This window comes from Pseudomonas sp. NY8896 (genome assembly GCF_039634505.1).
Window position 1 is genome coordinate 2,285,597 of sequence record NZ_CP132350.1, and the last position, 13,692, is coordinate 2,299,288.

Consider the following 13,692-nt stretch of genomic DNA (forward strand, 5'->3'; position numbering starts at 1 on the left):
TCCTCTCTGCCTGGGCTGTAATGCCCGCGCCAGAGCGCTCTGCCGGAACGGGCGTACCAAATTACTACCAACGTCGAATGGCTTTTGTCGCTCTGGTACAGTTACAAACGGTTCCATACAAAAACAACTATTACACCGAGGTAACACAGATGAGTGCGGCTCCACTGTATCCCGTTCGTCCCGAGGTTGCGGCCACTACCCTGACCGACGAGGCCACCTACAAGGCCATGTACCAGCAGTCGGTGATCAACCCGGACGGCTTCTGGCGCGAGCAGGCCCAGCGCATCGACTGGATCAAGCCGTTCACCAAGGTCAAGCAGACCTCCTTCGACGACCACCATGTCGATATCAAATGGTTCGCCGACGGCACTCTGAACGTTTCCTCCAACTGCCTGGACCGCCACCTTGAAGAGCGCGGCGACCAGTTGGCCATCATCTGGGAAGGCGACGACCCTTCCGAACACCGCAACATCACCTACCGCGAACTGCACGAGCAGGTCTGCAAGTTCGCCAACGCCCTGCGCGGCCAGGACGTGCACCGGGGTGACGTAGTCACCATCTATATGCCAATGATCCCCGAGGCTGTGGTTGCCATGCTGGCCTGTGCCCGTATCGGTGCGATTCATTCGGTGGTGTTTGGCGGTTTCTCGCCCGAGGCGCTGGCCGGCCGTATCATCGACTGCAAGTCCAAGGTGGTGATCACCGCCGATGAAGGCGTGCGTGGCGGCCGTCGTACCCCGCTCAAGGCTAACGTCGACCTGGCACTGACCAACCCTGAAACCAGCAGTGTGCAGAAAATCATCGTGTGCAAGCGCACCGGTGGCGACATTGCCTGGCACCAACACCGCGACATCTGGTACGAAGACCTGATGAAAGTGGCCTCCAGCCACTGCGCGCCGAAAGAGATGGGTGCCGAAGAAGCGCTGTTCATCCTTTATACCTCCGGCTCCACCGGCAAACCGAAGGGCGTGCTGCACACCACCGGCGGTTACCTGGTGTACGCGGCACTGACCCATGAGCGCGTTTTCGACTACCGCCCGGGCGAGGTGTACTGGTGCACCGCCGACGTCGGTTGGGTCACCGGCCACAGCTACATCGTCTACGGCCCGCTGGCCAACGGCGCCACTACCTTGCTGTTCGAGGGCGTGCCTAACTACCCGGACATCACCCGCGTGTCGAAGATCGTCGACAAACACAAGGTCAACATCCTCTACACCGCGCCAACTGCCATCCGCGCCATGATGGCCGAAGGGCAAGCGGCTGTAGAGGGAGCAGACGGCTCCAGCCTGCGCCTTCTGGGTTCGGTGGGTGAGCCGATCAACCCAGAAGCCTGGAACTGGTACTACAAGACCGTAGGCAAGGAGCGTTGCCCGATCGTCGACACCTGGTGGCAGACTGAAACCGGCGGCATTTTGATCAGCCCGCTGCCTGGCGCCACCGGCTTGAAACCGGGGTCGGCAACCCGTCCGTTCTTTGGTGTGGTGCCGGCATTGGTCGATAACCTGGGCAACCTGATCGAAGGTGCCACCGAAGGTAACCTGGTAATTCTGGACTCCTGGCCGGGCCAGTCGCGTTCGCTGTACGGCGACCACGACCGCTTCGTCGACACCTACTTCAAGACCTTCCGTGGCATGTACTTCACCGGCGACGGTGCGCGCCGTGACGAGGATGGCTACTACTGGATCACCGGCCGTGTGGACGACGTGCTCAACGTCTCCGGCCACCGCATGGGCACTGCCGAGATCGAAAGTGCGATGGTCGCGCATACGAAGGTTGCCGAGGCCGCAGTGGTTGGCGTGCCGCACGACATCAAGGGGCAGGGCATCTATGTCTATGTCACCCTCAATGCCGGTATCGAGGCCAGCGAGCAATTGCGTCTGGAGCTGAAGAACTGGGTGCGCAAGGAAATCGGCCCGATCGCTTCGCCGGATGTGATCCAGTGGGCGCCTGGGTTACCGAAGACTCGCTCGGGCAAGATCATGCGTCGGATCCTGCGCAAGATCGCCACCGGTGAGTACGATGCCCTGGGCGATATCTCGACCTTGGCCGACCCTGGCGTGGTGCAGCACCTGATCGACACTCATAAGGCGATGAACCTGGCTTCTGCCTGATATCGAGGCAGAGCGCGGGCCACTCCTGCAGGGGGTGTGCACGCATCAGAGAACCCCGCCCGGGCAACCGGCGGGGTTTTTGCTTTACTGTTACCCGACATTCATCGGTAACTCTTCTGTCACCGTTTCCGCACAGGTTCGGGGCGCCAGGAAACAAATCCGGGCCATTTCGGTGCATTCCAGTAGCCATTTTGTGCAACACAGCACGCTACACTTGCCGTAGTACAAGGCTTTGCCAATAATAGGCCCAGGAATTGCTAGGTCTAAAGGTTCTATTTCTTGCGCTTTTGCATAATTTGCAACGGCTGTCAACATCGCCCGCAGCGGTTTCAGGCGCTTCTGTAAGTAGTTGTCGCTTTGAAGAAATATCGACTACCGGGCTGTCGTTAAAATGCCACTCACTCGCTCGTGGTATGCGGCCTTGGTCGAACCCTGCGCGGCTCGCGTTGTACTCATTCGCATATCGGGCAGCCGTTACCTGCCTTGTATTGCCCCGTACCGATGGAGTTACCTGATGAAGAAGCTCGCACTGCTTGGCGCCCTGGCGCTGTCTGTGTTTTCCCTGGTGTCGCAGGCCGATGAAAAACCGCTGAAAATCGGCATCGAAGCCGCCTACCCACCCTTCGCCTTCAAGCAACCTGACGGCAGCATCGCAGGTTTTGACTACGACATCGGCAACGCCCTGTGCGAAGAGATGAAAGCCAAGTGCACCTGGGTCGAGCAGGAGTTCGACGGCCTGATCCCGGCGCTGAAAGTGCGCAAGATCGACGCCATCCTGTCGTCCATGTCGATCACCGATGACCGCAAGAAATCGGTTGACTTCACCAAGCGCTACTACCTGACCCCGGCGCGCCTGGTCATGAAGGACGGCACCACTGTCAGCGACAGCCTGGATGAACTCAAAGGCAAGAAGATTGGCGTGCAACGCGGCTCGATCCACGATCGCTTCGCCAAGGAAGTGCTGGGCGCCAAAGGTGCCACCGTGGTGCCTTACGGCACCCAGAACGAAATCTACCTCGATGTGGCGGCTGGTCGTCTCGACGGTACCGTGGCCGATGCCACCCTGCTGGAAGACGGTTTCCTCAAGACCGACGCCGGCAAGGGCTTCGCCTTCGTAGGCCCGGCCTTCACCGACGCCAAGTACTTTGGTGACGGCATCGGCATCGCCGTGCGCAAGGGCGACAAGGCCAACGTCGATCGTATCAACGCGGCCATCGACGCCATCCGTGCAAACGGCAAGTACAAAGAAATCGAGAAGAAGTACTTCAACTTCGACATCTACGGTCCAGACTCGAACTAAGACGTCGGGTTTCACCTGTGCAATGGTGCAAACAGCAGAGGCTCTGAGGTTTGCACCATTTTTCATTCTCTAGGTCGAGGACCTCATCATGTTGAAAGGCTACGGGGCAGTCATCCTCGACGGGGCGTGGCTGACGCTGCAGCTCGCCCTGTCGTCGATGGCCCTGGCCATCGTGCTCGGCCTGATCGGCGTAGCGCTGCGCTTGTCGCCGGTGCGCTGGCTGGCCTGGCTGGGCGATCTGTATTCCACGGTGATCCGTGGCATTCCGGACCTGGTCCTGATCCTGCTGATCTTCTACGGCGGGCAAGACATCATCAACCGAGTGGCGCCGCTGCTCGGCTACGAAGACTACATCGACCTGAACCCGCTGATTGCAGGTATCGGTACGCTGGGCTTCATTTTTGGCGCCTATCTGTCGGAAACATTCCGCGGCGCGTTCCTGGGTATCCCCAAAGGCCAGGCCGAAGCGGGCGTGGCCTATGGCATGAGCAATCGTCAGGTATTTTTCCGCATCCAGGTGCCGCAAATGATTCGCCTGGCGATCCCTGGCTTCACCAACAACTGGCTGGTACTGACCAAGGCTACCGCGCTGATCTCGGTGGTCGGTTTGCAGGACATGATGTTCAAGGCCAAGCAGGCGGCGGATGCCACCCGCGAGCCGTTCACCTTCTTCCTGGCGGTGGCGGCCCTGTACCTGGTGCTGACCAGTGTCTCGCTGCTGGCCCTGAAGTATCTGGAGCGCCGCTACTCGGTAGGCGTCAAGGTGGCTGAACTATGATCTTTGACTACAACGTGGTCTGGGAGGCATTGCCGCTGTATTTCGGCGGGCTGCTGACCACCCTCAAGCTGCTGGCGATCTCGCTGTTCTTCGGCCTGCTGGCGGCTATTCCACTGGGCCTGATGCGGGTATCCAAACAGCCTGTGGTCAACCTGGCTGCATGGCTGTACACCTACGTGATCCGCGGCACGCCGATGCTGGTGCAGTTGTTCCTGATCTATTATGGCCTGGCTCAGTTCGAGGCCGTGCGCGAAAGTATTTTCTGGCCGTTGCTGTCCAGTGCCACCTTCTGCGCCTGCCTGGCGTTCGGCATCAATACCAGTGCCTACACCGCCGAAATCATCGCCGGTAGCCTCAAGGCCACGCCGCACGGCGAGATCGAGGCGGCCAAGGCCATGGGCATGTCGCGCATGAAGATGTACCGCCGCATCCTGCTGCCGTCGGCCCTGCGCCGGGCGCTGCCGCAGTACAGCAACGAAGTGATCATGATGCTGCAGACCACCAGCCTGGCGTCGATCGTCACCCTGATCGACATCACCGGTGCCGCACGCACGGTCAATGCCCAGTACTACCTGCCTTTCGAGGCCTATATCACGGCGGGCGTGTTCTACCTGTGCCTGACCTTCATCCTGGTGCGCCTGTTCAAGATGGCCGAACGCCGCTGGCTCGGCTACCTGGCGCCGCGCAAGCACTGACCGCTTTGTGAGAATCGACAGCATGTACAAACTCGAAGTCCAAGACCTGCACAAGCGCTACGGTAGCCACGAAGTGCTCAAGGGCGTTTCTCTGGCGGCCAAGGCCGGCGACGTTATCAGCATCATCGGCTCCAGCGGATCAGGCAAGTCGACCTTCCTGCGCTGCATCAACCTGCTGGAGCAGCCGCACGCCGGCAAGATCCTGCTCAACAACGAAGAGCTCAAGCTGGTCGCCGGCAAGGACGGCGCGCTGAAGGCTGCCGACCCGCGTCAGTTGCAGCGCATGCGTTCGCGCCTTTCGATGGTGTTTCAGCACTTCAACCTGTGGTCGCACATGACCGCGCTGGAGAACATCATCGAAGCCCCGGTGCACGTGCTGGGCGTGAGCCGCAAGGAGGCGCTGGAGAAGGCCGAGCACTACCTGGCCAAGGTCGGTGTCGCTCACCGCAAGGATGCTTTCCCTGGGCATATGTCGGGTGGTGAGCAACAACGTGTGGCAATTGCCCGGGCGCTGGCGATGGAGCCGGAGGTTATGCTGTTCGACGAGCCGACCTCGGCGCTCGACCCCGAGCTGGTAGGTGATGTGCTCAAAGTGATGCAGGCGCTGGCCCAGGAAGGCCGGACCATGGTGGTGGTGACCCACGAAATGGGTTTTGCTCGAGAGGTGTCCAACCAGCTGGTGTTCCTGCACAAAGGCCTGGTGGAAGAAACCGGCTGCCCGCGTGAAGTGTTGGCCAACCCGCAGTCGGAGCGCCTGAAGCAGTTCCTCTCCGGCAGCCTGAAGTAAAAGCTGCATTTTTGCACCAGAATAGGGCATGCTGCGCGGCAAGCGCAGCCTGACCCGGCGCACAGACTAGAACGACCTCAGGTTTCGGACCGCACCCTATGACCACCCAGCGAATCGGTTTTCTCATCTGGCCCAGCACCAGGCCTTTGACCCTGGCGCTGGCCGAGGAAGTGTTGCAGGTGGCGCAGCGGGTGCATCCGGATGTGATCTACGAGTTGTCCTTCCTGCAGGCTGAACCTGCGCAGGATGGCGCCTGGCGTCTGCCGGGCGAACCGTGGAACGGCCGCCTGGAGGGTTGCCACAAGTTGTTTCTGCTGGCGGATGAGCCGCCTGCGGCGATGGGGGCTGCCTTGTCGGCGGCGCTCAAGCAACTGGCGCGCAGTGGCTGCATGATCGGCAGCCTGTCTGCCGGGGTGTATCCCTTGGCAATGCTGGGGCTGCTCGATGGTTACCGCGCTGCGGTGCACTGGCGCTGGCAAGATGATTTTGCCGAACGCTTCCCTAAAGTGATCGCCACCAGCCACTTGTTCGATTGGGATCGTGACCGCCTTAGCGCCTGTGGCGGCATGGCCGTGACTGACCTGCTGTTGGCGGTGCTGGCGCGCGATCACGGGGCGGAACTGGCCGGGGCGGTGTCGGAAGAGCTGGTGGTCGAGCGCATTCGCGAGGGTGGCGAGCGCCAGCGAATTCCGCTGCAGAACCGCCTGGGGTCCAGCCATCCCAAGTTGACTCAGGCAGTGCTGCTGATGGAAGCCAACATCGAAGAGCCGCTGACCACCGACGAAATTGCCCAGCATGTTTGCGTGTCGCGTCGGCAGTTGGAGCGCATTTTCAAGCAGTACCTGAACCGCGTGCCCAGCCAGTACTATTTGGAGCTGCGGCTGAACAAGGCGCGGCAAATGCTGATGCAGACCAGCAAGTCGATCATTCAGATCGGGTTGTCTTGTGGCTTCTCTTCGGGGCCGCATTTTTCCAGCGCCTATCGCAACTTCTTTGGTGCAACGCCACGGGAAGACCGTAACCAGCGGCGCAGCAGCAGCCCGTTCGAGCTGAGTTCGGCGCCTGCCGAAAAAGGCTGATCTTTCGGGGGATTCCGGGCGTATGGCTTGGGGGTGAAGGCAGCGCTCGATCTCACAGGCGCCAGACGAACATCGTCGGACATCCTGCCCCTCACAAACCTATGTGAACACCCGTTCACCCAGCCCCCTCTCTCCCGTACACTGCGCGATTGCGACAGTGTTTGTCGCATTGCCGAAAACCTTGTCCAAACAGGGTTTTGCGCTGTAACAAGTTGTCGCTTGGCCGCAAGGACAGGCGCGGATCAGTCCTTACAATCCCCCCATCGCTCGCCACTTCCAGGCCAGCGTTCCTCTTCAGGAGACTCAGATGTCCGTTGAGCAAGCCCCGGTGCAACGTGCCGATTTCGACCAGGTCATGGTTCCCAATTATTCTCCGGCGGCCTTCATTCCTGTGCGAGGCGAGGGTTCCCGCGTCTGGGACCAGTCGGGTCGCGAGTTGATCGACTTTGCCGGTGGTATCGCGGTAAACGCCCTGGGTCACTGCCATCCGGCACTGGTCAAGGCCCTGACCGAACAGGCCAACACCCTCTGGCATGTATCCAACGTGTTCACCAACGAGCCGGCCCTTCGCCTGGCTCACAAGCTGGTGGACGCTACCTTTGCCGACCGCGCGTTCTTCTGCAACTCTGGCGCCGAGTCCAACGAGGCTGCTTTCAAGCTGGCCCGTCGCGTTGCCCATGATCGCTTCGGCCCTGAAAAGCACGAAATCATCGCCACCGTGAACAGCTTCCACGGTCGCACCCTGTTCACCGTCAGCGTCGGTGGCCAACCGAAGTACTCCGACGGCTTCGGCCCGAAGATCACCGGTATCAGCCACGTGCCCTACAACGACCTGGAAGCACTGAAGGCGCAGATTTCCGATAAGACCTGCGCCGTGGTGATCGAGCCGATCCAGGGCGAAAGTGGCGTGGTGCCGGCCGACAAGGCCTACCTGGAAGGCGCGCGCAAGCTGTGTGACGAGCACAACGCCCTGCTGATCTTCGACGAAGTGCAGACTGGCGTGGGCCGCACCGGCTCGCTGTATGCCTACCAGCATTACGGCGTGACCCCGGACATCCTGACCAGCGCCAAGAGCCTGGGCGGCGGCTTCCCGATCGGTGCCATGCTGACCACCACCGAGCTGGCCAAGCACCTGGCCGTTGGCACCCACGGCACCACCTATGGCGGCAACCCACTGGGCTGCGCCGTTGCCTGTGCGGTGCTGGACGTTATCAACACCCCGCAAACCCTGGCCGGCATCAAGGCCAAGCACGAACGCTTCAAAACCCGCCTGGAGCAGATCGGCCAGAAGTACAACCTGTTCACCCAGGTGCGTGGTGTCGGCCTGCTGCTGGGTTGCGTGCTGACCGAAGCCTGGCAAGGCAAGGCCAAGGACGTGCTTAACGCGGCCGAGAAAGAAGGCGTAATGGTGCTGCAGGCCGGCCCGGACGTGGTCCGCTTCGCGCCAAGCCTGGTGGTTGAAGACGCCGACATCGATGCAGGCCTGGACCGCTTCGAGCGCGCCGTGGCCACACTGACCCAAGGCTGACCCGCCTGCGGTCCTCTCGCCGGTCCCAGCCATGGCTGAACCGGGCCGGCGATACCCGATTCCAGTGCAGGTGCCCAAGCGCCTGCCGTTTATCCGTGCCGCCGTCAGCGGCCCGTATTCCAAAGGAGTGACACCATGCTGGTGATGCGCCCCGCGCAAATGGCTGATCTGAACGAAGTGCAGCGCATGGCTGCAGACAGCCCCATTGGTGTCACCTCGCTGCCGGACGACACTGCTCGCCTGGGCGACAAGATTGCCGCCTCCGAGACATCCTTCGCCGCCGAGGTCAGCTTCAACGGTGAAGAAAGCTACTTTTTCGTGCTCGAAGACAGTAACACCGGGAAGCTGGTCGGCTGTTCGGCCATCGTCGCTTCGGCCGGCTACTCCGAGCCGTTCTACAGCTTTCGTAACGAGACCTTCGTGCACGCCTCGCGCGAGCTGAAGATCCACAACAAGATCCACGTGCTGTCGCTGTGCCACGATTTGACCGGCAACAGCTTGTTGACCAGCTTCTATGTGTTGCCGGAGTTGGTGAACAGTGGCTGGGCCGAGCTCAACTCGCGCGGTCGCCTGCTGTTCATGGCCGCGCACCCGGAACGCTTCGCCGACTCGGTGGTAACCGAAATCGTCGGTTACAGCGACGAACAGGGCGAATCGCCGTTCTGGGATGCCATCGGCCGCAATTTCTTCGACCTCAACTATGCCCACGCCGAACGCCTGTGCGGGCTCAAGAGCCGTACCTTCCTCGCCGAGCTGATGCCGCACTACCCAATCTACGTGCCGCTGCTGCCTGACTTGGCGCAGGAAGCCATGGGCCAGGTGCACCCGCGCGCGCAAATCACCTTCGACATCCTCATGCGTGAAGGCTTCGAGACCGAGCACTACATCGACATTTTCGACGGCGGCCCGACCTTGCACGCACGCACCTCGGGTATTCGCTCGATCGCCCAGAGCCGGGTGGCGCCGGTGAAAATCGAAGACGCCCCGGTCAAGGGCGGGCGCCCGTACCTGGTGTGCAACGGCCAGTTGCAGGACTACCGCGCGGTGCTGCTGGACCTCGACTGGGTGCCCGGCAAGCCGGTCAGCCTGAGCGTGGCTGCAGCCGACGCGCTGGGCGTGGGCGAGGGCGCCAGCGTGCGCCTGGTCGCGGTCTGAGGTCTGGCAACAGACGTTTCGGGATTGATGCGTTAGCAGAGTTTCGCGCCGGCAGATGCCGCCGCACAAGGAGATAGCATGATCGTTCGTCCTGTACGCAGCAGCGATTTGCCTGCGTTGATCGAATTGGCACGCAGCACCGGCACCACCGGGCTGACCACGCTGCCGGCCAACGAAGAACGCCTGGGGCATCGCGTTGGCTGGGCGGAAAAAAGCTTCCGCGGCGAAGCGGAGCGTGGCGACACCGACTACCTGTTCGTGCTGGAAAACGACGAAGGCCTGGTGGTGGGCATCAGTGCCATTGCCGGTGCCGTAGGCCTGCGCGAGCCGTGGTACAACTACCGGGTCGGCCTTACGGTCAGCGCCTCGCAGGAACTGAAGATCTACCGCGAAATCCCGACGCTGTTCCTGGCCAACGACCTGACCGGCAATTCCGAGCTGTGCTCGCTGTTCCTGCGCAGCGACTACCGCTCTGGCCTCAATGGCCGCCTGCTGTCGCGCGCACGTATGCTGTTCATTGCCGAGTTCCCAGAGTTGTTCGGCAAGAAGATCATTGCCGAAATGCGCGGTATGTCTGACGAACAGGGCCGTTCACCTTTCTGGGAAAGCCTGGGCCGGCACTTCTTCAAGATGGAGTTCAGCCAGGCCGACTACTTGACGGGCGTGGGCAACAAGTCGTTCATTGCCGAACTGATGCCCAAGTTCCCGCTGTACACCTGCTTCCTGTCCGAGGCAGCGCGCAACGTGATCGGCCGCGTGCACAAAGACACCGAGCCGGCGTTGGCGATGCTCAAGCAGGAGGGCTTCAACTACCAGGGCTACGTCGATATCTTCGATGCGGGCCCGGCCATCGAATGCGACACCGCCAAGATCCGCGCCGTGCGCGAGAGCCAGACCCTGGTGCTGGCGGTAGGGACGCCAGGCGATGACGCCACCCCTTTCATCATCCACAACCGCAAGCGCGACGACTGCCGTATCACGGCTGCACCTGCGCGGCTGGCAGCCGGCACCCTGGTGGTCGACCCGCTGACCGCCAAGCGCCTGCGCATGGGCGCTGGCGACAATGTGCGCGCCGTGCCGCTGTCGGCAAGCCGGGAGGCCCAGTAAATGACCACGCATTACATCGCAGGCAATTGGCAGGCCGGCCAGGGCGAAACCCTGCAGTCGCTGAACCCGGTGACGCAAGCCGTGGTCTGGCAAGGGCAGGGTGCAGTGGCCAGCCAGGTGGATGCTGCCGTGCAGGCAGCGCGGCAAGCCTTCCCTGCTTGGGCGCAGTTGAGTCTGGAGGCGCGTATTGATGTGCTGGAGAAGTTTGCCGCGCAGTTGAAAGTGCATGCCGAAGCCATGGCCCAGTGCATTGGCGAGGAAACCGGGAAGCCGCTGTGGGAATCGGCGACCGAAGTCACCAGCATGATCAACAAGGTCGCGATTTCGGTACAAAGCTACCGCGAGCGCACCGGTGAAAAGAGCGGCCCGCTGGCCGATGCCACGGCCGTTCTGCGGCACAAGCCCCACGGTGTGGTGGCGGTGTTCGGCCCCTACAACTTCCCCGGGCACCTGCCCAATGGCCATATCGTGCCGGCGCTTTTGGCAGGTAACTGTGTGGTGTTCAAGCCCAGCGAGCTGACCCCCAAGGTCGCTGAGCTGACCGTCAATTGCTGGATTGCCGCCGGCCTGCCGGCGGGTGTGCTGAACCTGGTACAGGGCGCGCGCGAAACCGGGGTGGCGCTGGCCGCCAACCCGGGTATCGATGGCCTGTTCTTCACCGGCTCCAGCCGCACCGGCAACCTTCTGCATCAGCAGTTCGCAGGGCGCCCAGACAAGATCCTGGCCCTGGAAATGGGTGGCAACAACCCGCTGGTGGTGGATGAGGTCAAGGACCTGGACGCGGCGGTGTACACCATTATCCAGTCGGCGTTCATTTCCGCCGGCCAACGTTGCACCTGCGCGCGTCGCTTGCTGGTGCCGCAAGGTAGCTGGGGCGATGCGCTGATCGCGCGCCTGGTCGACGTGTGCAAAACCATCACGGTGGGGGCGTTCGATGAACAGCCGGCGCCGTTCATGGGGTCGGTGATTTCGCTGCAGGCGGCGCGGGCGCTGATTGCAGCTCAGGCCGAATTGGCCGCCAAAGGTGGCGTGAAGCTGCTGGAAATGACCCAGCCACAGGCCGATGCCGCACTGCTGACCCCTGGCATCATCGATGTCACTGCCGTGGATGAGCGCCCGGACGAGGAGTTCTTCGGCCCGCTGCTGCAGGTGATCCGCTACGTCGACTTCGATGCTGCGATCGATGAAGCCAACAACACCCAGTACGGCCTGGCCGCTGGTTTGTTGTCCGATTCGCGCGCCCGCTACCAGTACTTCTGGCTGCGCAGCCGCGCCGGCATCGTCAACTGGAACAAACAGCTGACCGGTGCCGCCAGCAGTGCGCCGTTCGGTGGCGTGGGTGCCAGTGGCAACCATCGCGCCAGTGCCTATTACGCGGCTGACTACTGCGCTTACCCCGTGGCTTCGCTGGAGACTGCCAGCCTTGCCTTGCCGGCGACCCTGACGCCGGGCGTCACCCTATAACAACAGGTCACGGAGCCTAGCCGATGAAATCCTATGAAGTGAATTTTGATGGCCTGGTGGGGCCAACCCACAACTATGGCGGCCTGTCCTACGGCAACGTGGCTTCGCAGAGCAACAGCCAGCAGGGGTCCAACCCGCGTGAGGCGGCGCGCCAGGGCCTGGCGAAGATGAAAGCGCTGGCCGACATGGGCTTCAAGCAAGGTGTGCTGGCGCCGCAGGAGCGCCCGGATGTGGCCGCGCTGCGCCGCCTGGGGTTCAGCGGCAGTGATGCCGAAGTCATCCAGCGCGCCGCCGCCGATGCCATGCCGCTGCTGGTGGCCAGTTGCTCGGCTTCGAGCATGTGGGTGGCCAACGCCGCAACCGTAAGCCCCAGTGCCGACACTGCAGACGGCCGCGTGCACTTCACTGCCGCCAACCTCAACTGCAAATACCACCGCAGCATCGAGCATCCGACCACCAGCCGGGTGCTGGGCGCCATGTTCAACAACGAGAAACACTTTGCCCACCACCCGGCGCTGCCTGCCGTGGCACAGTTCGGTGACGAGGGCGCGGCCAACCACACGCGCTTCTGCAGTGCCTATGGCGAGGCGGGTGTGGAGTTCTTCGTATACGGCCGCAGTGCCTTCGACAGCCGTTACCCGGCGCCGCAGAAGTACCCGGCGCGGCAAACCCTGGAGGCCTCTCAGGCCGTGGCTCGGCTGCACGGCCTGAGCGATGACGGCGTGGTCTACGCTCAACAGAACCCGGCGGTGATTGACCAGGGTGTGTTCCACAATGATGTGATTTCGGTGGGTAACGGCGAAGTGCTGTTCTACCACGAGGACGCGTTCCTCGAGACTGACGCAGTGCTTGGCCAGCTGCGAGCTAAACTGGCCAGCAAGGGTGGCAACTTCCAGGCCATCTGCGTGCCACGGGCAGCGGTGACGGTTGAGGACGCGGTGCGTTCCTACCTGTTCAACAGCCAGCTGCTAAGCCGCGACGATGGTTCCATGCTGCTGGTGGTGCCGGAAGAGTGCCGCAACAACGAGCGGGTCTGGGCCTACCTGGGCCAGTTGACCAGCCAGGGCGGCCCGGTGAATGAGGTCAAGATATTCGACCTCAAGCAGAGCATGCAGAACGGCGGTGGCCCGGCCTGCCTGCGTTTGCGCGTGGCTTTGAAGGAAACGGAACTGGCAGCGGTCAATCAAGGCGTTATCATGACGGCCTCGCTGTATGACACGCTGCTGCAGTGGGTCGACAGGCATTACCGCGATCGCCTTGGCGAAGCAGACCTGGCCGACCCGCAATTGCTGGTGGAATGCCGTACGGCACTGGACGAATTGACCCAAATCCTGAAGTTGGGCTCGGTGTATCCGTTCCAACGCCAACCTTGAAGAGAGACTTTGTAATGACCGACGCCCTGCGCCTGATCCTTGAAGATGAAGACGGCACCCAGCTGGAAACTTCCTGCACCCGCTTTGCCGTGGTCTGGCAAGGCAAGGAAGTGTGGATTCAGCAAGACGGCCGTGGCCAGTTGCTGATCGGTGTGGATGTCGAGGAAGACGACACCGAATATGCCAACCTGCTGCTGCGCCCGATGGCCACCAACCTGGTCAGCCTGCAGCTGGAAATGGAGCCGGCGGAGCTTGGCGAAGGCGACGATCACGTCCATGGCCCTGACTGCGGCCACCACCACTAAGGAAGTACCT

12 protein-coding genes are annotated in these 13,692 nt (G+C 62.0%); all 12 read left to right on the forward strand.

Annotated elements, in window-relative coordinates:
- Nucleotides 1-149: 149 nt before the first annotated feature.
- The 12 genes from acs (at nucleotide 150) to Q9451_RS10270 (ending at nucleotide 13,682) form a co-directional block, all read left to right on the forward strand.
- On the forward strand, nucleotides 150-2,111 hold the full coding sequence (gene acs, locus Q9451_RS10215; RefSeq protein WP_012273570.1) for an acetate--CoA ligase: 1,962 nt from the start codon (nucleotides 150-152) through the stop codon (nucleotides 2,109-2,111).
- A 514-nt stretch (nucleotides 2,112-2,625) separates the two neighbouring features.
- Complete coding sequence (locus Q9451_RS10220) at nucleotides 2,626-3,411, forward strand: ABC transporter substrate-binding protein (RefSeq protein ID WP_012273569.1); 786 nt, start codon at nucleotides 2,626-2,628, stop codon at nucleotides 3,409-3,411.
- An 88-nt stretch (nucleotides 3,412-3,499) separates the two neighbouring features.
- A complete protein-coding gene (locus Q9451_RS10225; protein ID WP_012273568.1) occupies nucleotides 3,500-4,189 on the forward strand; it encodes an ABC transporter permease in 690 nt (229 codons plus the stop codon).
- Nucleotides 4,186-4,884 carry an ABC transporter permease gene (locus Q9451_RS10230; protein WP_012273567.1) on the forward strand — a complete coding sequence of 233 codons (699 nt, stop codon included), beginning with the start codon at nucleotides 4,186-4,188 and terminating at the stop codon, nucleotides 4,882-4,884. The genes Q9451_RS10225 and Q9451_RS10230 overlap by 4 nt, the downstream gene beginning before the upstream one ends.
- A 22-nt stretch (nucleotides 4,885-4,906) precedes the next feature.
- Entirely contained in the window at nucleotides 4,907-5,671 is a 765-nt protein-coding gene (locus Q9451_RS10235) for an ABC transporter ATP-binding protein (RefSeq protein ID WP_012273566.1), read from the forward strand.
- A 98-nt stretch (nucleotides 5,672-5,769) separates the two neighbouring features.
- The gene (gene argR / locus Q9451_RS10240) at nucleotides 5,770-6,750 is read left to right on the forward strand and encodes a transcriptional regulator ArgR (protein ID WP_012273565.1); all 981 of its coding nucleotides are present in this window, start codon (nucleotides 5,770-5,772) and stop codon (nucleotides 6,748-6,750) included.
- Nucleotides 6,751-7,057: 307 nt separating this feature from the next.
- Entirely contained in the window at nucleotides 7,058-8,278 is a 1,221-nt protein-coding gene (locus Q9451_RS10245; RefSeq protein WP_012273564.1) for an aspartate aminotransferase family protein, read from the forward strand.
- 135 nt (nucleotides 8,279-8,413) lie between these two features.
- Complete coding sequence (aruF, locus tag Q9451_RS10250; RefSeq protein WP_012273563.1) at nucleotides 8,414-9,433, forward strand: arginine/ornithine succinyltransferase subunit alpha; 1,020 nt, start codon at nucleotides 8,414-8,416, stop codon at nucleotides 9,431-9,433.
- A gap of 78 nt (nucleotides 9,434-9,511) precedes the next feature.
- Nucleotides 9,512-10,540: an arginine N-succinyltransferase gene (astA, locus tag Q9451_RS10255; RefSeq protein WP_012273562.1), complete on the forward strand. Its 1,029-nt coding sequence runs from the start codon at nucleotides 9,512-9,514 to the stop codon at nucleotides 10,538-10,540.
- Nucleotides 10,541-12,004, forward strand: a complete 1,464-nt coding sequence (astD, locus tag Q9451_RS10260; RefSeq protein WP_012273561.1) for a succinylglutamate-semialdehyde dehydrogenase — start codon at nucleotides 10,541-10,543, stop codon at nucleotides 12,002-12,004.
- 23 nt (nucleotides 12,005-12,027) lie between these two features.
- On the forward strand, nucleotides 12,028-13,377 hold the full coding sequence (gene astB / locus Q9451_RS10265) for an N-succinylarginine dihydrolase (protein WP_012273560.1): 1,350 nt from the start codon (nucleotides 12,028-12,030) through the stop codon (nucleotides 13,375-13,377).
- A 14-nt stretch (nucleotides 13,378-13,391) separates the two neighbouring features.
- The gene (locus Q9451_RS10270) at nucleotides 13,392-13,682 is read left to right on the forward strand and encodes a hypothetical protein (protein ID WP_012273559.1); all 291 of its coding nucleotides are present in this window, start codon (nucleotides 13,392-13,394) and stop codon (nucleotides 13,680-13,682) included.
- Nucleotides 13,683-13,692 lie beyond the last annotated feature (10 nt).